Raw genomic sequence first — 24105 nt, 5'->3', positions numbered from 1 at the left:
CGGGAGGACCTCCTTGGAGAATGTGGCCGTCGAACCGGGTGGTCGTCGGCATGATCTGCCAGCGCGGGTCCCGTCACGCGACCGGTTGGATCATGCGCATGACGGACGGACGACGCATCCGGGTCGGGATCGACACGGGCGGGACCTTCACGGACGTCGTCGCGGTCGACGAGGGCACGGGCGAGGTCGTGACGACGAAGACCCCGTCGACCCCGGGCAACCCGGCCGACGGCTTCATCACGGGGATCGAGAAGATCCTCGGTGTCATGGGCGCCTCGGGCAGCGACCTCGCGGCCGTCTCGCACGGCACGACCGTCGCGACGAACAAGCTGCTCGAGGGCAAGGTCGAACGGCTGGGGTTCATCACGACCGAGGGCTACGAGCTCATGCTCGAGATCGCCCGGCAGGCCGTCCCGGACGGGTACGGCAACAGCTACTTCTGGGTCAAGCCGCCGCGGATCGTCCCCGCCGACGCCGTGCGCACCGTGCGGGGCCGCCTCGACGTCACCGGCGCGGAGGTCCGCCCGTTCTCCGAGGACGACGCCGTGGCCGCCGCGCGCTTCTTCCGCGAGCGCGACATCACGACGATCGGGGTCTGCTTCCTGCACTCGTACGCGAACGACGCGCACGAGCTCGCGATGAGCGAGGTGCTGCGGCGCGAGCACCCCGAGGCCGTGGTCTCGATCAGCAGCGAGGTGCTACGCGAGTACCGCGAGTACGAGCGGGCCATGACGACGCTGGTCGACGCCGCGGTCAAGCCCGACGTCAGCCGCTACGTGACGAACATCCACGAGCGCCTCGACGGCTTCACCGGTGGCCGGCCCGTGCCGTTCTACGTCATGAAGTCCAACGGCGGCGTGCTCTCGGCCGACGAGGTCGTGCACCAGCCCATCACGACCGTGCTGTCCGGCCCGGCGGCCGGCGCCCTCGGCGCCGCGCTCGTGGCCGAGCGAGCCGGGTTCGACAGGGTGCTCACCTGCGACGGTGGCGGCACCTCGACCGACGTCTCGGTCGTCCTCGGCGGCGAGCCGACGCTCACGACCGAGGGGTCGGTCGGCGCCTACCCGAGCAAGATCCCGATGATCGACGTCGTCACCGTCGGTGCCGGCGGCGGGTCGGTCGCGTGGGTCTCGCCCGAGGGCACCCTCAAGGTGGGCCCGCACTCGGCCGGCGCCGACCCCGGGCCCATCTGCTACGGCCGCGGCGGCACCGACCCGACGATCACCGACGCCCACGTCGTCCTGGGCCGGATCCCCCCGCACCTGCTCGGCGGTGAGATCCCGCTCGACGTCGACGCCGCACGGGCGGGCCTGACCGAGCTGGCCGGTCGGCTCGGTCTCGAGCTCGAGCGCTGCGCCGCGGGCATCCTCGAGATCTCGGCCTGGAACCAGGCGAACGCGCTGCGCCAGGTGTCGGTGAAGCGCGGGCTCGACGTCCGCGACTTCGTGCTCGCGACGTTCGGGGGGTCGGGGTCGCTGCTCGCGTGCCGGCTCGTCGACGTCCTCGGGCTGGCCGGCGTCCTCGTCCCGCTCGACCCGGGCAACCTCAGCGCCTTCGGGCTGCTCACGGTCGACGTCCGCAACGACTACGTGCAGACCCACGTCGCGCGGCACGACGGCCTCGACCTCGCGTCCGTGGCCGACGTCCTCACCTCGCTCACCGGGCGGGCCGCGGCGGCGTTGGACGCCGAGGGCTTCGCCGCCGAGCAGCACGAGCTCGTCCGCACCGCCGACCTGCGCTACTTCGGCCAAGCGTATGAGGTGCGGGTGCCGGCCGGGGCGGGGGAGGCCGACGCCGCGTGGGCCGACGAGGTGGCCGGACGCTTCCACGACGAGCACCGGCGGCTCTACGGGTACGACTTCCGCGACGACCCGAGCCAGCACGTCGAGTGGGTCAACCTGCGGGTCACCGGGGTCGGGCCCATCACCCGGCCGGAGCCCCGGCCTCTCCCCACCCGGGACGACGTGACACCTCCGACCATGCAGGCGGTGCCGGGGCGGACGGGCGTCCGGCCGGTGTGCTTCGACCCCGGCGACGGGTACCTCGACACGCCCGTCCTGTGGCGCCCCGACCTGCGCGCCGGCGACACCTTCACCGGCCCGGCGGTCGTCGAGGAGTTCGGTTCGACCGTCCCGGTGCACCCCGGCTTCGCCGTGCGCGTCGACACCTGGGGCAACCTCGTCATCACCAGGGTCGACCGGCAGGAGGACGCGCGATGAGCACCACCGCACCCGTCCCGGACCCGTTCACCGACCTCGAGGCCTACCTCGCCGCCGCGCCCGCCAACCCCGCCGGCCTGCCCACGACGTATGAGCACGGCGGCCGCCTCACCGCACCCGACTCGGCCGTCGACCCCGTCCTCGTCGAGATCATCCAGGGCACGCTCGCGAGCGTCGAGACGGAGGTCGAGACCGCCATCGCCCGCACGAGCCGCAGCCCGATGATCCGCGACGCCCACGACTTCCGCGCCGGCATCCACGACCGACAGCTGCGCAAGCTGACCGGCCGCAGCTATTCGGCGCTGGTCCACCCCGTGGTCCGCGACTTCCCCGTCGACACGATGCGCGAGGGCGACGTCTACTTCCACAACGACGTCTACGAGTCCGAGGGAGGCATCGGCCACCTGCCCGACCTGTGCGTCACCGTCCCGGTGTTCCACGACGGCGCGGTCGTCGCGTTCGTCCAGGCCTTCGGCCACCACGACGACATCGGCGGCTCCGTCCCGGGCTCGATGCCGAGCAACGCGACGTCGGTCCACGAGGAGGGCCTGGCCGTCCCGCCCATCAAGCTCTGGGACGCCGGGGTGCCCAACCGGGCCGCGCTGCGGATCATGACCCGCAACAGCCGGATGCCGGACAGTCTGGCCGCCGACCTCGACGCCGAGTGCTCGGCGTGCCTCATGGGCGCGCGCCGGCTCGGCGAGCTGTTCGGGCGGTACGGCCGCGACACCGTCGAGGCCGCCTTCGACGCCATCCTCGACGCGACGACCGAGACCTACCGCCGCGAGATCCTCGGCAAGATCCCGGACGGCACGTACGTCTGGGAGGACTACGCCGAGCACGACGGTGTCGACGAGCCGATGCTGCACACCCAGCGGATCACGCTGACCAAGACGAGCGCCGGCGGCCCCGGCCCCGGCGACGGCGGCCCACGGATCATCGTCGACTTCACCGGCACCGGCGCCCAGGCCAAGGGCCCGATCAACCACTGCGGTGACTACGTCGGCGGCAACTTCCTCAAGAAGTGGCTCGCCCCGGTCCTGCGCAACCTCGCCGACTCCCCCGAGCGGATGGCCGAGCTCGACGTCAACGAGGGCGTCGTCCCGCTCATCGAGATGCGCTTCCCCGAGAAGGGGACGCTGCTCACCCCGGTGCACCCGGCCCCGACGAACGCCCGCACCTTCGTCATCCTGCGGCTGCTCGGCGTCTTGGCCGGCGTCGTCGCGAAGGCGGTCGACGGCCGGATGCCCGCCGACCAGGAGACCATCCGGTACACCGGCGTGTACGGCAAGGACGCGAACGGCGACGACTACCTCATGCGCGAGGTCCTCGGCGGTGGCTCCGGCGGCCGCTACTACGCCGACGGCGAGGACACGATCCACGTCGTCCCGGACAGCCGCAACCTGCCGACCGAGTTCACCGAGTCGCGCTTCCCGTTCCGGGTCGAGCGGCTCGGGCTCGCCGTCGACTCCGGCGGCGCCGGGCGCCACCGCGGCGGGCTCGGCTACGAGAAGCACATCCGGATGCTCGCCGACGCGCACTTCATGTCGATCGCCGACCGGTCGATTCTCGCGTGCTGGGGGGTCAAGGGCGGCAAGGCCGGGCGGCCGTTCGAGGTGACGGTCGACCTCGGCGGCCCGGACGAGCGGGTCGTCGACGCCCTCGCCGACGCCGAGCCCGTGAAGGCAGGCCAGGTCATCCGGATCCGGACGACCGGGGGCGGTGGCTGGGGCGACCCGGTGGAGCGGCCGTACGACGAGGTCGAGCGCGACCTGCGCTGGGGCAAGGTGTCGTTCGACGGCGCCCGCGCCGACTACGGCGTCGTCGCGTCCGGTACGAAGGACGACCCGGTGCTCGACACCGAGGCGTCGGACGCGCTGCGCACCGAGCTGCGGGAGGCGCGCGGCGAGCAGCCGTTCTTCGACCGCGGCCCCGGCTACGCCCGGCTGTCCGGTGGTGCCGGTACCGCCGACGTCGACTGGCTCGACGGACGGCCCACGCCGTGACCGGGCCCCTGGACGGCATCACCGTCGTCGACCTCTCCCGTGCCCTCGCCGGGCCGCACGCCGCGATGCTGCTCGGCGACCTCGGCGCGCGGGTCGTCAAGGTCGAGTCCCCGACCGGCGACGACACCCGCGGATGGGGACCGCCGTTCGTCGGCCCCGAGGACGACCCCGTCTCGACGTACTTCCTCTCGTGCAACCGCAACAAGGAGTCGATCGTCCTGGACCTGAAGTCCGACGACGGCCGCGACACCCTGACCCGGCTCCTCCGGCACGCCGACGTCCTCGTCGAGAACTTCCGCCCCGGCGTCCTCGACCGGCTCGGCTTCGACGTCGAGCGGATGCACGCGCTCAACCCCGGCCTCGTCGTGCTGTCCATCAGCGGCTTCGGCCACGACGGCCCCGAGGGCGGGCGCCCCGGCTACGACCAGATCGCCCAGGGAGAGGCCGGCCTCATGGCGGTCACCGGGCCGGGCCCGGAGGAGCCGCAGCGCGTCGGTGTCCCCATCGGCGACCTCCTGGCCGGGCTGCACGGCGCCTATGGCGTCGCCGCGGCCCTGCGCGAGCGCGAGGTCACCGGCCGGGGCCGGGTCGTGCGGACGTCGCTGCTGGCCTCCGTCGTCGGGGTCCACGCCTTCCAGGGGACGGCGTACACCGTCGCGGGCCAGGTCGGCCGCGCCCAGGGGAACCACCACCCCTCGCTCGCCCCGTACGGGTTGTTCCACGCCTCCGACGGCCCCGTTCAGGTCGCCATCGGCTCGCAGGGGCTGTGGGTCCGCTTCGCCGAGGCCTTCGACATCGACCCGCGGGAGCCGCTGCTCGCCACGAACGCGCTGCGGGTCACGAACCGCGACCACCTCGTCGAGGTCGTCGACTCCGCGTTCGCGTCCTGGTCGGCACCGGACCTGCTGGCCCGGCTCGCCGAGCTGGGCATCCCCGCGGGCAAGGTGCGCAGCCTCGACGAGGTCTACGACTGGGACCAGACCCGTTCCCAGGGCCTCGTCGTCCCGGTCGAGCACCCGGTGCTCGGCACCATCGAGCTGCCCGGCCCACCGCTCAGGTTCGACGACAACGCCTTCGGGGGCGGACGCGAGACCCACCTGCCACCGCCCGGGCTGGACCAGCACGGCGCCGCGGTCCGCGCCTGGCTCGACGAGGCCGACGCCACCGATGCGGCCGACGCCGCCGACGGGGCGGGCTGACGATGCGGGTCCTGCTGGCCCTCGGCGGGAACGCCATGACCGGCCCCGACGGCAGTGCGACGCCGGAGGCACAGATCGCCGCCGTCACCGGAGCGATGGCCGCCGCGGCCCGGCTCGTCGCGGCCGGGCACGAGCTCGTCGTCACCCACGGCAACGGCCCCCAGGTGGGCAACCTGCTCGTGAAGAACGAGCTCGCCGCGCACGTCGTCCCGCCCGTCCCGCTGGACTGGTGCGGCGCCCAGACGCAGGGCACGCTCGGCTTCACGATCCTCGATGCCCTCGACGGCGCCCTGGCCGACGCGGGCCTGACCCACCCGGTCGCCGCGCTCGTGACGCGGGTGCTCGTCGACCGCGGCGACCCCGGCTTCGAGCACCGGACGAAGCCCATCGGGCGGTTCCTGCCGCCCGAGGACGCCCGACGCATGGTCGAGCACGGACAGACCTGGGAGGACCGCGGCGAGAAGGGCTGGCGCCGCGTCGTCGCCTCCCCCGAACCGCTCGAGGTGCTCGACGTCGCCGCGGCCCGCACCCTGCTCGACGCCGGCTACGTCGTCGTGTCGTCCGGCGGGGGCGGCATCCCCGTCGTCCGCGGCGCCGACAGCGTGCTGCGCGGGGTCGAGGCCGTGGTCGACAAGGACCTCACCGCCGCCGTCCTCGCCCGTGCCGTGGCCGCCGACGTCCTCGTCGTCGCCACCGACGTCGACCACGCCGCCGTCGGCTTCGGTACCGCCCAGCACCGCGACCTCGGCCGGGTCGCCCTGGCCGAGCTCCGCGCGATCGCCGACGCCGGCGAGTTCGCCTCCGGCTCGATGGGCCCGAAGGTCGAGGCCGTGTGCCGGTTCGTCGCCGCCGGGGGCTCCCGCGGCGTCATCACCTCGCTCACCCACATCACCGACGCCGTCGCCGGCTCCATCGGGACCGTCGTCGAACCCGACCCCACCCCCACCTGAGAGGAAAGACCACCGTGCCCGACGCCATCGAGGTCCGCAAGGTCCCCCTGCACTCCGTCTCCGACGCCTCCGAGCTCGGCAGGCTCATCGACGCCGGGGTCATGCAAGCCGACCGCGTCATCGCCGTCATCGGGAAGACCGAGGGCAACGGCGGCGTCAACGACTACACCCGGATCATCGCCGACCGCGCCTTCCGCGAGCTGCTCGTCGACAAGGGCGCCGACCCCGAGCGGGTCGAGGACATCCCCATCGTGTGGTCCGGCGGCACCGACGGCGTGATCAGCCCGCACGCCACCGTCTTCGCGACCGTCCCGGCCGAGCAGGCCGTGGCCACCGACGAGCCCCGCCTGTCGGTCGGGTTCGCGATGAGCGAGGTGCTGCTGCCCGAGGACATCGGCAGGGTCGCGATGGTCACCAAGGTCGCCGACGCCGTGCAGGTCGCCATGGAGCGCGCCGGCATCACCGACGTCGCCGACGTCCACTACGTGCAGACCAAGACACCGCTGCTCACCATCGACACCATCCGCGACGCCAGGTCGCGCGGCCACGACGTCTTCACCGAGGACACGCTGACCTCGATGGACGTCTCGAACGGCGGCACCGCCCTCGGCATCGCGTACGCCCTCGGCGAGATCGGGATGCCGCGCGACGAGGACGTCCTGCGCGACCGGACGCTGTACTCGTCGGTCGCGTCCTGCTCCTCCGGCGTCGAGCTCGACCGGGCGCAGGTCGTCGTCGTCGGCAACGCCCGCGGCGTCGGTGGCCGCTACCGCATCGGGCACTCGGTGATGAAGGACGCCCTCGACCAGGACGGGCTCTGGGAGGCCATCCGCGACGCCGGGCTCGACCTGCCCGAGCGCCCGCACCACACCGACCTGGACGGCCGGCTCGTCAACCTGTTCCTCAAGTGCGAGACGAGCCAGGACGGGGCCGTGCGCGGGCGCCGCAACGCGATGCTCGACGACTCCGACGTGCACTGGCACCGGCAGATCAAGGCCGCCGTCGGCGGTGTCACCGCGGCGGTCACCGGCGACCCGGCGGTGTTCGTGTCGGTGTCGGCGGCGCACCAGGGCCCGGACGGCGGCGGCCCGGTCGCGGCCATCGTCGACCTCGGCGACGAGCCCACCGGCTACCGCCCCTGAGCTGCGCCACGCCGGCGTCCCGCAGCTGCGTACGGGGCGCCGACTAGGGCCCCGCGAGCTCCCGGGTGCGCGAGACCATGGGCCCGGCGAGGAGGTCGTCGCTCTTCGCCTCGGAGTCCCAGTGCCGCGCCGCGACGAGCGAGACCTCCCGTTCGTCCGCCGCGAGGACCCGCAGCGCCGATGCGACCTGCTCGGGGTCCATGAGCCGGGCGAGCGTCACGTGCGGGACCCAGTGTCCGGGAGCCGTGTGCGGCGTGGCGGACGACCCGAGCAGCCCCAGCAGGTGCCGGTGCATCTCGAGGACGTCCTCCCCGACGACGACCGCCCACGCGAGGACGAAGCGGTCGTTGCTGCCCATCACGAGGAGGGGGCCCAGCCGGGCCCGGAGGGGCAGCGCGCCGAGCCGGGTCCGGGCGGCGTCGACGAGGAAGTCGTCCGGCCAGTCGCGGGTGACCGACATCGTGACGTGCGGGCGGTTCGACGGGCTCGGATGCCGTCCCTGGCTCGGCAGGCCCGCGTCGGTGAGCGTCTGCCACCGCGCGCGGACGGCGGCGTCCGCCTCGGCGTCCAGGAGGAGATCGACGTGATGCACACCTCCATCTTCGGTCATCTTCCGGAGCGAGCGCACGGGTGCCCCCACGACCAGCTACCCTCACCGGCGTAAGGTGCTCGGTCCACGAGCATCCCCGACCGAGCGCCCGGGGGCGGGAAGGACCAGTCGCATGCAGGTGACGATGCTCGTCATCGGAGGGGTCGGGATCGCCCTGCTCCTCGTGTCCTTCCTCCTCGGAGACCTCGTCGACGGCTTCCTCGACGGCATCGGCCCGGACGCCCTCTCGGGGCTCGCCGTCGCCGGCTTCCTCGCGGCCTTCGGGTTCGTCGGAGCCCTCACCGCGAACGCCGGCGCCTCGAACGCCGTGGCGATCCTCGCGGGGCTCGTCGCAGGCGTCGCCGCCGGCGCAGGCGCCGGCTGGGCGAGCACCCGGCTCATGCGCGGCGGCGACGAGGCCACCGTGCGCAGCACCGGCCTCGTCGGGCTCTCCGGCACCGTCGTCGAACCCGTCCCCGACGAGGGCTACGGGATGGTCAGCGTCGTCGCCGCCGGACACATCACCCGCCTCAACGCACGCGCCGCCGAGCCCCTCCCGAGCGGCACGGCCGTCGTCGTCACCGCCGTCCTCAGTCCCACCTCCGTCACCGTGGCGCGCCAGGGCTGACCTCTCGCACCGCCGACGGAACCGGGGGACCGTCCGGCACGTCAACCCTTCACCAACTCACCCTCGGGCGCCCTCCGGCACCCGGAAAGGTCAGGCACCCATGTTCGGGTTCTCCGTCGAGCTCGTCGCGATCCTCGGGCTCGTCCTCCTCGTCGTCCTCACCGGACTCGTCATCGCGTCCCGCTACCGCGTCGCGGGGCCGAACGAGGCGTTCATCGTCACCGGCCGCAAGGGCAACAAGGAGGTCAAGAACCCCGAGACGGGGCAGATCTCCACCGACCTCTCCGGCCAGAAGGTCGTCATGGGCGGCGGTGCGTTCGTCGTCCCGTTCGTCCAGCGACTCCACATCCTCGACCTCTCGAGCCGCCGGATCATGGTCCAGATCCGCGGAGCCGTCTCCGGGCAGGGCGTCAAGCTCAACCTCGACGGTGTCGCGATCGTCAAGGTCGGCGGCAACGAGGACTCCATCCGGGCCGCCGCTCAGCGCTTCCTCACCCAGCAGGAGGAGATCGAGACCTTCACCCAGGAGACCCTCGCCGGCTCGCTGCGCTCGATCGTCGGCTCGCTCACCGTCGAGCAGATCATCCGCGACCGCGCGGCGTTCGCCCAGCGGGTCGCCGACGAGTCGGAGTCCTCGCTCACCGGCCAGGGCCTGGTGCTCGACACCTTCCAGATCCAGGACATCACCGACGACGGCTCCTACCTCGCCGACCTCGGCCGGCCCGAGTCGGCGAAGGTCGGCCAGGTCGCCGCGATCGCCGAGGCCGAGGCCCGCCAGGCGGCCGAGCAGGCCCGCATCCGCGCCGAGGAGGAGATCGCGGTCAGCCAGCGCCAGCTCGCGCTCAAGCAGTCCGAGATCAAGGCCGAGACCGACGCCGCGTCCGCGCAGGCCGCCGCTGCCGGCCCGCTCGCCCAGGCCGACCGCGACCAGGCGATCCTCACCGAGCAGGAGAAGGTCGCCGTGCGCCAGGCCGCGCTCAAGGAGCGCCAGCTCGACACCGAGGTCCGCAAGCCGGCCGACGCCGAGCGGTACCGCGTCGAGCAGGAGGCCGAGGGTGCCCGCAACGCCGCCATCGCCGGGGCCGAGGCCCGCAAGGCCGCCAGCATCGCCGCCGCCGAGGCCGACGCCGAGCAGGCCCGGCTCACCGGTGAGGCCGAGAAGGCCCGCCGCTCCGCGCTGGCGGACGCCGAGGCCGTCGAGGGTGAGCGCCGCGGCCAGGCGGACAAGTCGCTGCGTGTCGCGCAGGCGGAGGCCACCCGCGCCGAGGGCGAGGCGCAGGCCGCCGCCATCCTCGCGACCGGCCAGGCCGAGGCCGAGGCGATGAACAAGCGGGCGGACGCCTTCGCCCGGTACAACGAGGCGGCGGTCCTGCAGATGCTCGTCGAGGTGCTGCCGCAGGTCGCCCGCGAGGTCGCCGCGCCGATGGCCGCGATCGACAAGCTGACCGTCGTCTCCACCGACGGCGCGGCCGCCCTCCCCCGGCAGGTCACGGACAACCTCACCCAGACGATGGCGATGCTCAAGAACACGACGGGCGTCGACATCGAGGAGCTGCTGGACCGCTACACGCGGTCCCCCGGCGGGTCCGCCCAGACGGTGACGCCCGCGGGGGAAGGCTCCGAGACCACCTGACACCCGGCATCACGACGAGGGCCCGTCGTCCGCATCCGCGGACGACGGGCCCTCTGCCATGTCGGGGCCCGCAGCACCGGGACCTCCCACACCAAGGGTTTCGGAGCCGCGCGCCGATCGGACGGGTCCGACCCGAGCAGCGACCGTGGCGGCGCGGTGAGCACCGGCGGGCAGGAGTGAGCACCGAGGTGGTCTGGAGGGTGAGCGTCGACCGTCGGCAGGTTGGGAGTCGTAGGGGCCTGCAGGCCCGACGACGACCGACAAGGAGAACGGCATGACCGGCACGCACGACCTCGTCAGCCGCCGCCGCCTCGGGGCGCTCGGCCTCGGAGCGGCAGCCACCGCCACCACGGGAGTGGTCGTCCACCCGGCGCCCGCCCACGCCGCCGAGTACCTCGGACCACAGGCGTGGAACCTGCTCAACGGGCTCTGGACCCTCGGCCAGTCCATCTGGAACGCGGTCAAGAAGATGGGCGCCGCCGCCAACCGCGAGGGCGCCGTCCAGAACATGCTCAACGCCGCCTGGTACGAGGCCGGCGAGTCGAAGAACGTCCTCGTCATCAAGGACGACCACCCGTACTCGATCTCGGGCATCGAGGGCCTCGCCCTCGAGGCACAGATCGAGTACGACGGCATCCCCACCTTCCGGGTGTGGGTCTTCGACAGCGCGACCGTCACGAACAACGGTGACGGCGGCTACATCAACTGGGCCTTCCGCGGCTGGTTCGACCGCGACGGCAGCACGGTGCACTTCCGCCGCCCGTGACGGCAGCCGCCCACCGCATCCCCCCACCGACCCACCAGGAGAAGACACCATGAAGCTCCGAGCGATCATCCTCGCCCTCGTCGCCGTGTTCGGCCTCGGCCTCGCCACGGCCGGCCCTGCCTCCGCGGAGGACGTCACCGTCTCGATCCACAAGGCCGACGGCGTCGACGGTGTCAAGGTGGCCGCCGCGATCGACGCGCAGTCCGACCGCAGCCGCGGCGACTTCGTCCGCGAGTCGGTCGCCGCCGCCTTCGACGCGGCCGGCGGCAACCACACCGTCGTCATGAGCAACCTCAGCCCCGTCCCGGACGCGAGCTTCTCGTCCGACGACACCCGCCTGTACGCCAACGTCAAGTACGGGGACGTCTACTACGGCATGTGGATCGTCGACGGCGGGTCCTTCACCCGCAACGGCGACGGCGGCTACATCAACTGGGCCTTCAAGGGCTGGTACGACCGCGACGGGATGACCATCCACGTCCGGTGACGCCCGCGACCACCACCCGCACACCATCCGGGACTCCCCCGACGACCGAAGGAGAACGTCCATGAGCACCATCCGACGCATCGCCGCCGCGGCCGCAGCCGCAGCGACCGCCACGACCATCACCGCCGTGGGCATGCAGCCCGCCGCCGCCTCGGACTTCGACACCTGCGACCTCAGCACGAAGGTCGACGAGCTGCGCGCCTGGGACACCAACGACGAGTACAACATCATCGTCTGGAAGGACAGCAGCTTCGGCTCGGCCGACCTGCACGGGGTCGCGGCCTCGGGCAGCGAGGGCAAGATCGCCTGTGGCTTCACCAACGAGGTCGGCCACTACCACTGGGCCGTGTTCGACTACGGCGAGTTCTGGCGGGACGGCGACGGCGGCTACCGCAACTGGGCCTTCTACGGCAGCTGGGACCGCCCCGAGGACACCCACGTCATCTTCCACGACCGCTGAGCCCGCCGAACCCGACAGGAGAAGCACCATGACCAGCACCGCCTTCACCCGCACCCGTACCGCCGCCCTGGCCGGCGCCGCGACCCTCGCCGCGACGGTCGTCCTCGCGCCGGCGGCCCATGCCGAGGAGCCGACGTTCCTCCGGGACCCCTGCGACCTGAGCAAGACGGTCGAGCAGATCCAGGACTACGGCGACAAGACGGACTCCAACGTCATCGTCTGGATGTCCGAGCGCGAGGAGTCCTCGCACTTCGAGGACGTCGCCCGCAGCGGCGAGTTCCAGGACCAGGGATGCAACGACATCTACACGCACACGTACAAGTGGGTCGTCTTCGACGGCGCCGGGGAGTTCGTCCGCTCCGGCGACGGCGGCTACCGCAACTGGGCCTTCTACGGCGTGTTCGACCGCGACGACAACCGCGTCGTGTTCCACCCGTTCTGAGTGCCCGCGGACATCTGACGAACCCGAGGAAGGAGACCCGATGACCACCACCACGAAGCGACGGAGCGCAGCCCTCGCGCTCGCCGGCGGAGCCGCGGCGGTCGCGAGCACGGTCGCCGCACCGGCCGCGAGCGCCGACCCGACGGACATCACGAACAACTGCGACCTGCGGGTCACGGTCGACGAGATCAAGGACAGCGGCTACGCGGACGACAACATCATCGTCTTCCGCGAGGACCGGATGTCCTCGTTCCGGTTCGGGGCCGTCGAGCGGTCCGGACGCATCGTCGCCCACGGCTGCCAGGAGAACGACAACCGCGTGTACCTCTGGTACGCGTTCAGCGGGGACGGGGAGTTCGTCCGCAAGGGCGACGGCGGCTACCGCAACTGGGCCTTCTACGGCCTGTGGGACCGCCCCGAGGACAACCGCGTCGTGTTCCACCCCTTCTGACCAGGGGTGACGGCGACTCCCAGCCGTCGGACCCGGCCGCCCGGCCAGCGCTTACGCGCAGCCGGTGGCCGGGTCCGCGCCTGTGCGCAGGGTGCGGACGGCCCCCGGCCGGGCCTGGGCCCACGGGTCCGGGCCCAGGGGCCCGGGCCCGGCCGGCTCGGCGAGACGGATGCTGACAACGGTGTCACGATGGGGGCGTCGTGGTAGGTGAACGTCCACGCCGCTGCCCCGCCCCGGAGCCACCGGGGGCTCGGCACGGGAGAGCCGAAGGGAACCGATGAGCGGAGGGAGCCCCGGGTCCGACGCGATCGGGACCACGCGGTCCCTGGCGGGACGGCTCCAGGACGCCAGACGACGCGGGCTGGTGAGCCGGGATGCCGAGATCGAGGTCTTCGACCGGATGCTCGCCGGTGGTCCGGACGTCCCACGCATCCTGCTCGTCCACGGTCCGGTCGGGTCCGGCAAGTCGACGCTGCTCGGGCAGCTGGCCGACCGCGCGGCGGACCGCGGCTGTCTCGTCGTCCAGGTCGACGCGGCTCGCCTGCCGGCCGAGGGCCCGGCGGTACGGCGCCCCGTTCCCGGTCCGGACCTCGCGCCCACCAGCTCTACCGACGCCCGGCTGTGGGCCGCGGCCCACGAGATGCTGGACGCCCGCGACGCTGCGGGACCGCGTGTGCTCGTCGTCGACGCCGTCGACCAGGAGCCGGGCGTCGAGGAGGCGCTCCGGTCCTCCGTCCTCCCTCTCCTGCCGGAGGACGCGGTCGCCGTCGTCGCGAGCCGCCGCCGTCCCGACCCGGAGTGGAGCACCGACCCGGGGTGGCACTCCCTCTCCACGACGAGGCGGCTGCGTGGCCTCTCGCGGGCTGCCGCGCGGTCGGTCGTCGACCGGCGCGGGGTCCCCTCGGCGGCACAGCCCGGCGTGCTGGCGTTCGCCTCGGGGAACCCGCTCGCCCTCTCGCTGGCCGCCGACGACGCGCGCGGACACGACGGCCCCTGGGAACCGCGGGCGGACCTCGTCAACGTGCTCCTCGACCGCATCCTCGACCCCGCCGACCAGCTGTCCCACCGGACCGTCCTGGCAGTGGCTGCGCAGTCCCGCACGGTCACCGTCGACCTGCTGACGACCGTCCTGGACCAGGAGGCCGCGGCCCGTGAGTTCGCCTGGCTCAACACCCTCCCCTGCGTGGTGTCCGGCCCGACGGGCCTGCGACTCAACCGGCTCACGACGATCCTGCTCACGACGTCGCACCGGTGGCGCGACCCGGTGAGCCACGAGCGTCTCCGTGCGGCCGCGTGGCACTACCACCGCGACCGTGCCCTCGGCGGTGGCGCGGAGGCGGCCGACGCCGCGGACGAGCTGCTGCACCTGTGCCGGCCGTCGGGGTGGGCGGCAGCCGTCGACGGCACCGGCGACCTCGTCCCTCTCGACCTCGGCGACCGGCTGCCGGACGTCGTCCGGGCGCTCGCCGACGAATCGCTCCCGGAGGCCGACCGGCCGCGGCTCGAGCACTGGCTGAGGGCACGTCCGGGGGCATTCACGGTGTTCGGGTCCGCGGAGGACGCCACTCCGGTGGCCTGTGTCGCCTGGCTGACCCTCACGGCCGCGGGCCACCCGGATGACGCCGACCCCGTCGCCGCGGCCGCGTGGGCGCGCGCGGTGGACCGCGGCGTGCCCGCAGGAGGGACGGTCGGGCTCGTGCGGTTCCTCCTGTCCTCGGCACCCGACGACCCACTCGGACCGTCGGACCCGCTCGTCCGTCAGTGGCACCGGGAGATCGCCCGGGCCGGCCCTGCGCTCGCCCTGTCGTACATCGCACTGCCCCTCGGCTCGGCCATGACGGACCGGATGGCGGAGCTGGGCCATCACCTCTGCACCGGGCCGGCGACCCCCGAGGACGACCAGCGCTGGCAGCTCTTCGAGCACGACTGGAGCAGCAGCCCGCTCGCCGGCTACATCGACCTCGTGCACGAGCTCTGGACGCGGCGGACCGACCCCGTGCCCCCGGCCGACGAGGTGCCGGGGCCGGACCGCGAGGACGTCGGTGCCGCGGTGCGAGACCTCCTGCGGCACTGGTCCGACGACGACGCCGTCGCGGCGACCCCCCTGGCCCGCTGGGGCGTCGTCGACCCGGGGCCCGACCCCGACGACGTGCGGCGGCTCATCCGCGGGATCGTCAAGGACATGGCGGACGAGCCCGCGCGGGTCAAGCACTGCCGCGCCGTCGCGACCACCTACCTCAGGGGGCCCTCGACCCAGGAGGCCGCGGCGGCTCGGCTCGGGCTCCCGTTCAGCACGTTCCGGCGGCATCTGGCGAAGGGGACCGACGCCCTCGTCGACGCCGTCTGTTCCCGCGTGCGACCCACCCACCGACCCGGCACCTCCTCCTCGCACGCGCCGGCCCCGGCGGGCCCGGCCTGAGCCGTACCGAGCGCCCCCGTCGGGGTGGTGCCAAGGCCTCTGTCCACACCACCTAGGGTCGGGGCGTGGCGCGACGGGTCGGACGGTGGACGGCGGCGCTCGGCGGCCTCCTGCTCGTCGTCGCGCTGCTGGGGTGGCTGGCGTATGCGGTGGCACTGCCCCGCTACCGGCCGGGGCTCGCCGAGGGCGAGCGGTACGGCATCGACGTGTCCAACCACCAGCGGGACATCGACTGGGCGGCCGTGGCGGGCGACGACGTCGGGCTCGCCTACCTCAAGGCGTCCGAAGGTGCGACGTACGAGGACGAGCGGTTCACCGAGAACTGGGCGGGGGCGCGCGAGGCCGGCCTCGAGGTCGGCGCCTACCACTTCTTCACGCTGTGCCGCTCCGGCGAGGAGCAGGCCGCGAACCTGCTCGGGCGGCTCGCCGAGGTCGGCGCGAACGACACCGCGCTGCTACCGGTCGTCGACCTCGAGCTGAGCGGCAACTGCTCCGACCGGCCGTCCGCCGACGTCGTCACGGAGCGGCTGCGCACCTTCGTCGACCGGGTCGAGGCCGAGACGGGACAGCGCGTCGTCCTCTACCTCCTCGACGACTTCGCGCAGGTCTACCCCCTGCCGGTCGACCTCGCCGACCGCGACCGGTGGGTCCGGCGGCTCCTGCGCCGGCCCGGCGGCGACTGGGCATGGTGGCAGGTGAGCAGCCGGGCCCACGTGAACGGGGTCGACGGCGGGGTCGACCTCAACGTCGTCGCCCACTGACCGTCGTCCGCGCCAGCCGCCGGACGAGCGCGCGCGGGAACCGGGCGAGGAGGACGTCGACGGCGCGTGGGACGGGGGCGACCCCCTCCATGGTCCGCCCGAGCGGTCGCCCCGGCAGGGCGTCCACGGCGACCATGCCGATGGTCGACGCCGCCAGCGAGGCAGCGAGCGGCTCGGGGTCGAGGGCGTCGGCGAGGCCCGAGAGCCCGACGACCCGCCGGACCGCGGCGGTGACGACCTCCCGCCAGACACCGAGCGAGTCGGCGAGGGCAGCGGCCATCTCGTCGTCGTGGTGCGCCGCCGCCATGACCTGCGTGAGGAGCGCCGCGCTCCCGTCCTGGCGCGACCGCTCCCCCAGCCGCTGCCCGACGGCGTAGAGCTCCGTGAAGGTGCTCGCTGTCTCGAGCTGTCCGGCGTAGTCCGCCACCATGGCCCGGGTGGCCTCCGCGTACGCGGTCCGCAGCAGACCGTCGACCCCGCCGAAGTGGTAGAAGATGAGCGCCTGGTTCACCCTGGCCTCGGCGCCGATGGCCCGGGCGGTCAGACCTCGTGGGCCCTCCCGGGCCGTGAGCCGGACGGCGGCGTCCAGGAGGGAACGGCGGGTCTCGTCGGTGCTCACGCCCACGATTCTCCCGGCTCGGCCGGCAGGACGCGTGGACCCAGGCCGCAGGCGTCGGCCACGACCTGGACGCCCGTGCCGAGCACGGGGAGCCGCACGAGCCATCCCACCCAGGCCCAGGGCAGCCGGGTCCGCTCGAGGGCGCGAGCCAGGGCCGCGACGCCGCGGTCGTCGGTGTCGCCGGCGCACCACCGCATCCGGGTCAGGACCACCGGCGCCGACTCGGCCGGCCGCAGGCGGACCCCCGACGGACGCAAGCCCTCGACCGTGTGCCCCGTCGCCCGGCACAGCCCGCACGTCTCGGACACCCAGAGGGTCGCGGGGTCGTCGGCGACCGGCGTCCAGCGGGGCACCCAGGGGCGGACGGCCCTGCGGTAGGACGGGTAGCCGGGCCAGCGCACGGCGAGCGTCGCGTGCTCGTGCGGCTCGGCCACGGCGAGCGCGAACGTCGCGGCGACGAGCACGCCGAGACCGAGCGTCCACGACCCCGCCGCGACGGCGAGGAGCACGAGGAGGAGGCACATCCCCGACTGCATCGGGTTGCGCACGTAGGCGTACGGCCCGCTCGTCACGAGCCGGTCCGGCGGGTCCCACGGGAAGGGCGTGCCGCGCCCGACCCGCGCGAGCTCGGCGACGGCGGCGAGCACGGGGACGCCGACCCCGACGGCGGCGACGAGCAGCAGCGTGCGCCCGACGAGCCCGTGGTCGACGACGTCGGCCCAGCCGAGACCGTCGGCCGCGAGCGCGAGCGTCGGGGCGGCCCATCCGAAGAGCCCGGTGAAGGTCACGACCTGGAGCACGACCCGGGTCGGCAGGTGCCGGCGCGACACGGTGAGCCTGCCGAGGGCGAGGGCCGGCGCCGCCACGAGGACGAGGAGCAGTGCCTCGCCGAGAAGCCAGTGCTCACCCAGCCGTACGAGCGGGTCGAGCCGAGGGACGACGAGCACGTCCACCCACAGGAAGCCGGCCCACCACAGGAGCACTCGACCGCCGGCGAGCACGGGCAGGGCACCCCACGCGAGGGCCCAACCGAGGCTCGTCTCGAGCGGCAGGCCGAGCACCGTCGTGGGCCCGGGCGCCACCGTCCACCACGACCCGGCCGACTCGACCGCGACGACCCCGACCCACGCGAGCAGCGTGGCGAGCACGGCCGCGGGGACACGGCCCGCCAGGTCGCCGGAGCGGACCCGCCATCCGGCAGCGAGCGCGACGAGCAGCAACGGCAGCGCGAGCGTGGCGTTGCGCAGGGCTGCAGCACCCATGGTCAGTCCAGCCCCGCGAGGAAGGCGTCCACCCCGGCGTGCATGAACACGTCGGAGACCGGGCCGAACCACAGGGCCGGGTCGAGCCGGCGCTCGTAGTCGACCTGCATCGTCGCCGTGCAGCGGTCCCCGCTCTCCTGCCAGTCCAGCGACCCAGCGCGCACCCCGACCCACCGGCCGAGCCGGCTCGTGTCGTCGACGACGGCGAAACGAAGGTGCCCGGACGCGCGCTCGACGACGCGGGTGCGCACCGTCCCGCCCGCAACGGTGAGCTCCCACCCGTCGCCGACCTCGAGGCCCCGGCCGCTCGCCGCGGTCGGCGTCGGGTACGGGAACACCCGGAGCAGGGCTCCCCGGTCGGCCTCCGGGTCGATCCGCGGGCCCCGGAGCAGGGCGGACTCGAACGTCGCACAGTCGGTGGCGACGACCCGCTCGGCCGCCGAGGACTGCTCGGGGTGGATGCGGGTCCCCGGGAGCACGCCCTCGACGAGCACGACGAGGAGGACCGGAGCGAGCGCGAACGAGCCGGTGGGCCGCCGCTGCGCGACGACGATGCCGTAGACGAGGGCCGCCACGCCGTAGACGAACGGGGCCGCGAGGAGGACGCAGACCGCGGCCTCCTGGAGCAGCGCGGACGCGAGCAGGAGCACGACGGTCAGTGTCTGGAAGAGCGACCCCCATCCCCCGCGGCCCCGGACCGTCCCCACGAGGAAGGCGAGCAGGCAGGGGACGCCGACGAAGAGGAGGGCGCTGTCGAGGCGGTCGAACGCCGCGGCGATCCCCACGCCGCCCATCCCGACGAGGACGACGACGAGGAGGAGCAGGACGAGACGCGAGCGAGAAGTCGGTGGCGGGTCGGGCGCCATCGGGGAGGGGAACGGGGGACCGGGTGCGGGAGGAGGTGGCACGTCGTGGCTCATGGTTTGAGCATACGCTCAACTTTGACCAGATGCTCAAATTCTGCATCGAGTGGGCTCGACGAGGGGGAGGGTGCGTCAGCCGGCCAGGCAGGAGCCGTCGGCCGCGCGGGAAGGAGTGCCGTCAGCCTGGGGGAATGACAGCCGTCAGCCGGCGAGGCGGGTGGCGGCCCGGGGGTGCGGGTCGTCCGCGGTCCGGGCGACGTCGCCGTACAGCGTGGTGCGCTGGCGCACCGGACGTCCGGCGGAGCGGGCCAGCCGCTCGAACTCGGTGGTGTCGAGGAGCTGGCCGTGGGCGGCCCCCGCGGCCCGGCTGATGTTCTCGTCCATGAGCGTGCCGCCGAGGTCGTTGACGCCGGCCCGCAGGAGCTGCCGGGCCCCGCTCGGACCGAGCTTGACCCACGAGGCCTGGACGTTCGGGACGTCGGCCCCGTACGCGAGCCGGGCCACCGCGTGCATGAGGACGGACTCGCGCCACGTGGGCCCGCGCCGGGCACCTCGCTTGAGGTAGACGGGCGCGGCCATGTGGACGAACGGCAGCGGCACGAACTCGGTGAAGCCGCCCGTGCGACGCTGCAGCTCGCGGCTGCGGAGGAGGTGCCGGGCCCAGTGCACCGGCTGCTCGACCGCGCCGTACATGATCGTGATGTTGCTCCGCAGCCCGGCGGCGTGGGCGTGCTCGTGGGTCTCGAGCCACTCGGCCGTGTCGATCTTGTCGGGGCACAGCACCGCCCGGACCTCGTCGTCGAGGATCTCGGCGGCCGTCCCGGGCAGCGAGGACAGCCCGGCCTCGCGCAGCGCCACGAGGTAGTCGAGGAGCGGCATGCCGAGCCGCCGCGCCCCCTCGTGCACCTCCAGCGCGGTGAACGCGTGGACGTGCAGACCGGGCACGGCGTCCTTCACGGCCCGGACGACGTCGAGGTAGAAGCCGCCGTCGAAGCTCGGGTGGATGCCGCCCTGGAGGCAGACCTCGGTGGCCCCTCGCTCCCAGGCCTCCCGGGCCCGCTCGGCGATGTCGTCGAGGGTCAGCAGGTAGGGCCGGCCCCGGAGGTTGAGCGACAGGGGCCCTTTGGAGAAGCCGCAGAACGTGCACTTGTACGTGCAGACGTTCGTGTAGTTGATGTTCCGGTTGACGACGTACGTGACGGTGTCGCCGACGAGGCGCCGGCGGAGGTCGTCGGCGACCTCCGCCACGGCTGCCACCTCAGGCCCGCGGGCGGAGAACAGCGTGACGATCTCGGCCTCGCCGAGCTCCTCGCCACGGGCCACGCCGGCCAGGACCTCGGCCACCGCACCGGTGGCCCGCGCCGGGGCCGGGACGAGCTGCGGGGGCTCGTGGTCCGCGCCGGAGTACCACTGCGTCGAGCGGCGACCCACCTGGACGACCTCGGCCCCGGTCCCGACGTTCGCCGCCTGCCGGTGGTGCTCGGGCCAGACCGCGCCCGGGTCGTCCCGGGCGAGACCCTCGGCGTCGCTGCGGTCGAGCACCGGGAAGTGGAGGTCGGCGTCGACCCGGGCGTCCCGGCGCAGGACCGACTCGGGGTACACGGTGAGCCGCGGCGCGAGGACGAGACCCGCGGCCTCGGTGGCCTCGCGCAGCGTGTCGACCGCCGGCCAGGGCCGCTCGGGGTTCACGTGGTCGGGCGTCACCGGCGAGACCCCGCCCCAGTCGTCGATCCCGGCATGGAGGAGCGCAGCGAGGTGGTCGCCGTCCGCGAGGTTCGGCGGGGCCTGGACGTGGACGTCGGCGGGCAGGACGAGCCGGGCGAGCGCGACGGCGCGCAGGTGCTCCTCCGGCGGGCACGGCCGGGCATCCCGCATCGCCGTCCCGGGCTTCGGCAGGAAGTTCTGGACGATGACCTCCTGGACGTGCCCGTGCCGGCGGTGGCTCCCGGCGACGGCCTCGAGCGCGACCACCCGGTCCGCCTCGTCCTCGCCGATGCCCACGAGGATGCCGGTCGTGAAGGGGATGCCCAGCTCCCCCGCCGCCTCGAGTGTCGCGAGCCGGCGCTCCGGCGCCTTGTCCGGTGCGCCGCGGTGTGCGGCGAGGTCCGCGCGCAGCGACTCCAGCATCATCCCCTGCGACGGGGCGACGCGGCGCAGCGCCGCGAGGTCGTCGCGCGAGACCGCGCCGGCGTTGGCGTGTGGCAGGAGACCGGTCTCCTCGAGGACGGTCGCGCACGCCGCGGCGAGGTAGTCGACGGTCGAGGCGTACCCGTGGGCCTCGAGCCACTCGCGCGCCACGGGGTAGCGATCCTCCGGCAGCTCACCGAGCGTGAACAGCGCCTCGTGGCACCCGGCCTCGGCGCCCCGGGCCGCGATCGCCCGGACCTCGTCGAGAGTCAGGTACGGCGCCGCGAGGTTCCGCGGGGCGGTGGCGAACGTGCAGTAGCCGCACCGGTCGCGGCAGAGCCGGGTGAGCGGGACGAACACCTTGGGCGAGTACGTCACCCGCGTGCCGGTAGCGCCGTCGCGGACCGAGCGGGCCCGCCGCGACAGCTCGTCGAGCGGAAGGTCCGACAGGGCGTCGGGCAGAGCGGTCATGACTCGCCATCCTGCCTTCCACCGGGCACGCGGACCACCGCGGGTGCGCGTGTCGAGGCTGTGGGCTCCTGCGGCCCCGTGGGCTCGCCAGCCAGTAGCGTGCGACCGTGACGCAACAGAAGGAGCAGTCCGACGACGAGATCGACGACGCCTTCGAGCGGCTCGTCGAGGAGGGCACCGAACGGCTGGGCCGCCCGCTGCGGGCGCTCGTCCCCACCGGCCTGCTCGGCGGCATCGACATCGGGGTGGGCATCCTCGCCTACCTCGTCGTCAAGACCGAGACCGGGAACCAGCTGCTCGCCGGCCTCGCGTTCTCCCTCGGGTTCGTCGCGTTGCTGCTCGCCCGCAGCGAGCTCTTCACCGAGAACTTCCTCGTCCCGGTGACCGCCGCCGTCGCCGAGAAAGGCCCGTGGAGCGGCCTGGCGCGCCTGTGGGTCGTGACGCTCGTGACGAACATCCTCGGGGGTGCGCTCACCGTGTGGGTCATCCTGCGGGCGCGCCCCGACCTGCAGGAGGTCGCCCGCGAGACCGGCGAGCACTACGCGTCCCTCGGCATCTCGCTGCAGAGCTTCCTCCTCGCGGTGCTCGCCGGGCTCGTCATCACGCTGATGACCCGGATGCAGCACGCGACGGACAGCCTCGGGGTCCGCGTCGTGCCCGCGATCCTCTTCGGGTCGGTGCTCGTCGGGGCCGAGCTCTTCCACTGCGTGCTCGACTCGATCTTCATCATCGGCGCCGCGATCGCCGGCGCGGACGTCACCGTCGGGCAGTTCCTCGTCGCGCTCGGGTGGTCGGTGCTCGGCAACGCGGTGGGCGGCATCGGGCTCGTGACGTTCCTCCGGCTGGTCCGGACCGCGCCGAAGGTCGAGGCCGAGCGCCGCACCACGCCGCGGCGACCCACCGGGGACCGACACGGCTGAGCGGGCCTGCGCTCCCGCCCGGGTCTGGCGCCCTCGCTCAGTGCGCGAAGTGGCGGGTGCCCGTGAAGTACATCGTCACCCCCGCGGCCTGCGCCGCCTCGACGACCTCCGCGTCGCGCATCGAGCCACCGGGGGCGACGACGGCGCGGACGCCGGCGTCGAGCAGCACCTGAAGGCCGTCGGCGAAGGGGAAGAACGCATCGGACGCGGCGACCGCGCCGCGGGCCCGCTCCTCGCCGGCCCGGCTCACCGCGAGGTGGCAGGAGTCGACCCGGTTGACCTGACCCATGCCGATGCCGACCGAGGCCCCGTCGCGGGCGAGCAGGATCGCGTTGGACTTCGTCGCGCGTACCGCCCGCCAGGCGAACTGGAGGTCGGCGAGCGTCGTGTCGTCGGCGGGGTCGCCGGAGGCGAGGCGCCAGTGGGCGGCGTCGTCACCCCCGGTCGGCGCGCCGTCCTCACCGGTGACGACGGCGTCGACGGCGTCCCGCTCCTGGACGAGCAGCCCGCCGCCGATGGGCCGGGTCTCGATGCCGCCGCGCGTGGGTGCCGCACACTCGAGCAGGCGGACGTTCTTCTTGCGGGTGAGGATGCCGAGCGCCTCGGCGTCGAACCCGGGTGCGACGACGACCTCGGTGAAGATCTCGGCGACGGTCTCGGCCATCGCGGCCGTCACCGGGCGGTTCGCCGCGATGATCCCGCCGAACGCAGAGACCGGGTCGCACGCGTGCGCCTTGCGGTGGGCCTCGGCGATGTCGGCTCCGACGGCGATGCCGCACGGGTTGGCGTGCTTGATGACGGCGACCGTGGGCTGGTCGCCGTGGTCGTACGCGGCGCGCACGGCGGCGTCGGCGTCGACGTAGTTGTTGTAGGACATCTCCTTGCCGTGCAGCTGCCTCGCCTGGGCGAGCGCCGGCTCGGGCCGGTGGCCGTCGACGTACAGCGCCGCCCGCTGGTGCGGGTTCTCGCCGTAGCGCAGCGTCGCCTGCTTCTGCCAGGTGGCCCCGGCCCAGGCCGGGAAGCCGGTGCCGTCGGAGGTGTCGACGTACGCGTTGCCCATCCACGAGGCCACGGCGACGTCGTACGTGGCGGTGTGCACGAAGGCCTCGGCCGCGAGCCGCTTGCGCTGCTCGAGGGTGAAGCCGCCAGAGCGGACCGCCTCGAGGGCGTCGCCGTAGGTCGTCGGGTCGGTGACGACGGCGACGCTCGGGTGGTTCTTCGCCGCGGCGCGGACCATCGAGGGGCCGCCGATGTCGATCTGCTCGACGCACTCGTCGGGCGTCGCACCGGACGCGACGGTGGCCGCGAACGGGTAGAGGTTGACGACGACGAGCTCGAAGGCCTCGACCCCGAGCTCCTCGAGCTGAGCGACGTGGTCCGCCTTGCGGGTGTCGGCGAGGATGCCGGCGTGCACCCGGGGGTGGAGCGTCTTGACCCGCCCCTCGAGGCACTCGGGGAACCCGGTGAGGTCCTCGACCTTCGTCACCGGGAGGCCGAGGGACTCGATGAGTGCGGAGCTGCCGCCCGTCGAGACCAGCGCGACCCCCTCCTCGTGCAGGCCGCGGACGAGGTCCTCGAGGCCGGTCTTGTCGTAGACGGACACGAGGGCGCGGCGGACGGGACGGACGTCCTGCGACGGGCCGGGGGCGGAGACGGCTGGGGACACGTGGGGCTCCTTGCGGGGTGCGACG

General features: G+C 73.7%; 21 protein-coding genes. 15 read left to right on the top strand and 6 right to left on the bottom strand.

The window, feature by feature from the left end:
* Positions 1-98: 98 nt before the first annotated feature.
* Genes JQN72_RS01130 through JQN72_RS01110 form a run of 5 tightly spaced genes read left to right on the top strand, consistent with a single transcriptional unit; the run spans position 99 to position 7516 of the window.
* Positions 99-2219, top strand: a complete 2121-nt coding sequence (locus tag JQN72_RS01130) for a hydantoinase/oxoprolinase family protein (protein ID WP_204133313.1) — start codon at positions 99-101, stop codon at positions 2217-2219.
* The gene (locus JQN72_RS01125; protein WP_204133312.1) at positions 2216-4225 is read left to right on the top strand and encodes a hydantoinase B/oxoprolinase family protein; all 2010 of its coding nucleotides are present in this window, start codon (positions 2216-2218) and stop codon (positions 4223-4225) included. Before JQN72_RS01130 ends, JQN72_RS01125 begins: the two co-directional genes overlap by 4 nt.
* Complete coding sequence (locus tag JQN72_RS01120) at positions 4222-5424, top strand: CaiB/BaiF CoA-transferase family protein (RefSeq protein ID WP_204133311.1); 1203 nt, start codon at positions 4222-4224, stop codon at positions 5422-5424. Before JQN72_RS01125 ends, JQN72_RS01120 begins: the two co-directional genes overlap by 4 nt.
* A gap of 2 nt (positions 5425-5426) precedes the next feature.
* Positions 5427-6374: a carbamate kinase gene (locus tag JQN72_RS01115; protein ID WP_204133310.1), complete on the top strand. Its 948-nt coding sequence runs from the start codon at positions 5427-5429 to the stop codon at positions 6372-6374.
* Positions 6375-6388: 14 nt separating this feature from the next.
* Entirely contained in the window at positions 6389-7516 is a 1128-nt protein-coding gene (locus tag JQN72_RS01110; protein ID WP_204133309.1) for a ring-opening amidohydrolase, read from the top strand.
* A 43-nt stretch (positions 7517-7559) separates the two neighbouring features.
* On the opposite strand, the gene JQN72_RS01105 is transcribed toward JQN72_RS01110, so the two are convergent.
* Positions 7560-8108, bottom strand: a complete 549-nt coding sequence (locus JQN72_RS01105; RefSeq protein WP_204133308.1) for a 2'-5' RNA ligase family protein — start codon at positions 8106-8108, stop codon at positions 7560-7562.
* Positions 8109-8238: 130 nt separating this feature from the next.
* Between JQN72_RS01105 and JQN72_RS01100 the strand changes: the two genes are divergently transcribed.
* The 9 genes from JQN72_RS01100 (at position 8239) to JQN72_RS01060 (ending at position 16152) form a co-directional block, all read left to right on the top strand.
* Entirely contained in the window at positions 8239-8733 is a 495-nt protein-coding gene (locus tag JQN72_RS01100) for a hypothetical protein (protein ID WP_204133307.1), read from the top strand.
* Between the two features lie 100 nt (positions 8734-8833).
* On the top strand, positions 8834-10366 hold the full coding sequence (locus JQN72_RS01095) for a flotillin family protein (RefSeq protein WP_204133306.1): 1533 nt from the start codon (positions 8834-8836) through the stop codon (positions 10364-10366).
* Positions 10367-10640: 274 nt separating this feature from the next.
* Positions 10641-11132 (top strand): hypothetical protein, encoded by a 492-nt coding sequence (locus tag JQN72_RS01090; protein WP_204133305.1) that lies wholly within the window; start codon positions 10641-10643, stop codon positions 11130-11132.
* 49 nt (positions 11133-11181) lie between these two features.
* Positions 11182-11619, top strand: a complete 438-nt coding sequence (locus JQN72_RS01085) for a hypothetical protein (RefSeq protein WP_204133304.1) — start codon at positions 11182-11184, stop codon at positions 11617-11619.
* A gap of 61 nt (positions 11620-11680) precedes the next feature.
* Positions 11681-12079 (top strand): hypothetical protein, encoded by a 399-nt coding sequence (locus tag JQN72_RS01080; protein ID WP_204133303.1) that lies wholly within the window; start codon positions 11681-11683, stop codon positions 12077-12079.
* 28 nt (positions 12080-12107) lie between these two features.
* Positions 12108-12521, top strand: a complete 414-nt coding sequence (locus JQN72_RS01075; RefSeq protein WP_204133302.1) for a hypothetical protein — start codon at positions 12108-12110, stop codon at positions 12519-12521.
* 40 nt (positions 12522-12561) lie between these two features.
* Entirely contained in the window at positions 12562-12972 is a 411-nt protein-coding gene (locus JQN72_RS01070) for a hypothetical protein (protein ID WP_204133301.1), read from the top strand.
* A gap of 364 nt (positions 12973-13336) precedes the next feature.
* The gene (locus JQN72_RS01065; RefSeq protein ID WP_204133300.1) at positions 13337-15391 is read left to right on the top strand and encodes an ATP-binding protein; all 2055 of its coding nucleotides are present in this window, start codon (positions 13337-13339) and stop codon (positions 15389-15391) included.
* Between the two features lie 65 nt (positions 15392-15456).
* Positions 15457-16152: a GH25 family lysozyme gene (locus JQN72_RS01060; RefSeq protein WP_204133299.1), complete on the top strand. Its 696-nt coding sequence runs from the start codon at positions 15457-15459 to the stop codon at positions 16150-16152.
* Here the strand turns inward: JQN72_RS01060 and JQN72_RS01055 are convergent.
* The 4 genes from JQN72_RS01055 to JQN72_RS01040 form a co-directional block, all read right to left on the bottom strand.
* A complete protein-coding gene (locus JQN72_RS01055) occupies positions 16133-16771 on the bottom strand; it encodes a TetR/AcrR family transcriptional regulator (protein ID WP_204133298.1) in 639 nt (212 codons plus the stop codon). The two genes, JQN72_RS01060 and JQN72_RS01055, sit on opposite strands and share 20 nt — an antisense overlap.
* A complete protein-coding gene (locus JQN72_RS01050; RefSeq protein ID WP_204133297.1) occupies positions 16768-18033 on the bottom strand; it encodes an isoprenylcysteine carboxylmethyltransferase family protein in 1266 nt (421 codons plus the stop codon). Before JQN72_RS01050 ends, JQN72_RS01055 begins: the two co-directional genes overlap by 4 nt.
* Positions 18034-18035: 2 nt before the next feature.
* The gene (locus tag JQN72_RS01045) at positions 18036-18953 is read right to left on the bottom strand and encodes a hypothetical protein (protein WP_204133296.1); all 918 of its coding nucleotides are present in this window, start codon (positions 18951-18953) and stop codon (positions 18036-18038) included.
* Positions 18954-19097: 144 nt separating this feature from the next.
* Entirely contained in the window at positions 19098-21494 is a 2397-nt protein-coding gene (locus JQN72_RS01040) for a bifunctional FO biosynthesis protein CofGH (protein ID WP_204133295.1), read from the bottom strand.
* A gap of 107 nt (positions 21495-21601) precedes the next feature.
* On the opposite strand from JQN72_RS01040, the gene JQN72_RS01035 reads away from it, so the two are divergent.
* Positions 21602-22414, top strand: coding sequence for a formate/nitrite transporter family protein (locus JQN72_RS01035; protein ID WP_204133294.1), 813 nt, complete (start codon positions 21602-21604; stop codon positions 22412-22414).
* A 37-nt stretch (positions 22415-22451) separates the two neighbouring features.
* Here JQN72_RS01035 and purH read toward each other — a convergent pair whose 3' ends face one another.
* Positions 22452-24080 (bottom strand): bifunctional phosphoribosylaminoimidazolecarboxamide formyltransferase/IMP cyclohydrolase, encoded by a 1629-nt coding sequence (gene purH / locus JQN72_RS01030; protein WP_204133293.1) that lies wholly within the window; start codon positions 24078-24080, stop codon positions 22452-22454.
* Between the last annotated feature and the right edge of the window lie 25 nt (positions 24081-24105).

It is taken from the genome of Phycicoccus sp. CSK15P-2, assembly GCF_016888005.1.
GTDB lineage: Bacteria > Actinomycetota > Actinomycetes > Actinomycetales > Dermatophilaceae > Phycicoccus.
Note: the sequence above shows the minus strand (reverse complement) of the source record. Positions and strands in the feature narration are given on the sequence as shown.

Excerpts from the sequence above, each read along its gene's own strand:
- JQN72_RS01130 (WP_204133313.1), top strand. The coding sequence starts at position 99 with ATGACGGACGGACGACGCATCCGGGTCGGGATCGACACGGGCGGGACC.
- JQN72_RS01125 (WP_204133312.1), top strand. The coding sequence starts at position 2,216 with ATGAGCACCACCGCACCCGTCCCGGACCCGTTCACCGACCTCGAGGCC.
- JQN72_RS01115 (WP_204133310.1), top strand. The coding sequence starts at position 5,427 with ATGCGGGTCCTGCTGGCCCTCGGCGGGAACGCCATGACCGGCCCCGAC.
- JQN72_RS01100 (WP_204133307.1), top strand. The coding sequence starts at position 8,239 with ATGCAGGTGACGATGCTCGTCATCGGAGGGGTCGGGATCGCCCTGCTC.
- JQN72_RS01095 (WP_204133306.1), top strand. The coding sequence starts at position 8,834 with ATGTTCGGGTTCTCCGTCGAGCTCGTCGCGATCCTCGGGCTCGTCCTC.
- JQN72_RS01090 (WP_204133305.1), top strand. The coding sequence starts at position 10,641 with ATGACCGGCACGCACGACCTCGTCAGCCGCCGCCGCCTCGGGGCGCTC.
- JQN72_RS01085 (WP_204133304.1), top strand. The coding sequence starts at position 11,182 with ATGAAGCTCCGAGCGATCATCCTCGCCCTCGTCGCCGTGTTCGGCCTC.
- JQN72_RS01080 (WP_204133303.1), top strand. The coding sequence starts at position 11,681 with ATGAGCACCATCCGACGCATCGCCGCCGCGGCCGCAGCCGCAGCGACC.
- JQN72_RS01075 (WP_204133302.1), top strand. The coding sequence starts at position 12,108 with ATGACCAGCACCGCCTTCACCCGCACCCGTACCGCCGCCCTGGCCGGC.
- JQN72_RS01070 (WP_204133301.1), top strand. The coding sequence starts at position 12,562 with ATGACCACCACCACGAAGCGACGGAGCGCAGCCCTCGCGCTCGCCGGC.
- JQN72_RS01050 (WP_204133297.1), bottom strand. The coding sequence starts at position 18,033 with ATGGGTGCTGCAGCCCTGCGCAACGCCACGCTCGCGCTGCCGTTGCTG.
- JQN72_RS01045 (WP_204133296.1), bottom strand. The coding sequence starts at position 18,953 with ATGAGCCACGACGTGCCACCTCCTCCCGCACCCGGTCCCCCGTTCCCC.
- JQN72_RS01040 (WP_204133295.1), bottom strand. The coding sequence starts at position 21,494 with ATGACCGCTCTGCCCGACGCCCTGTCGGACCTTCCGCTCGACGAGCTG.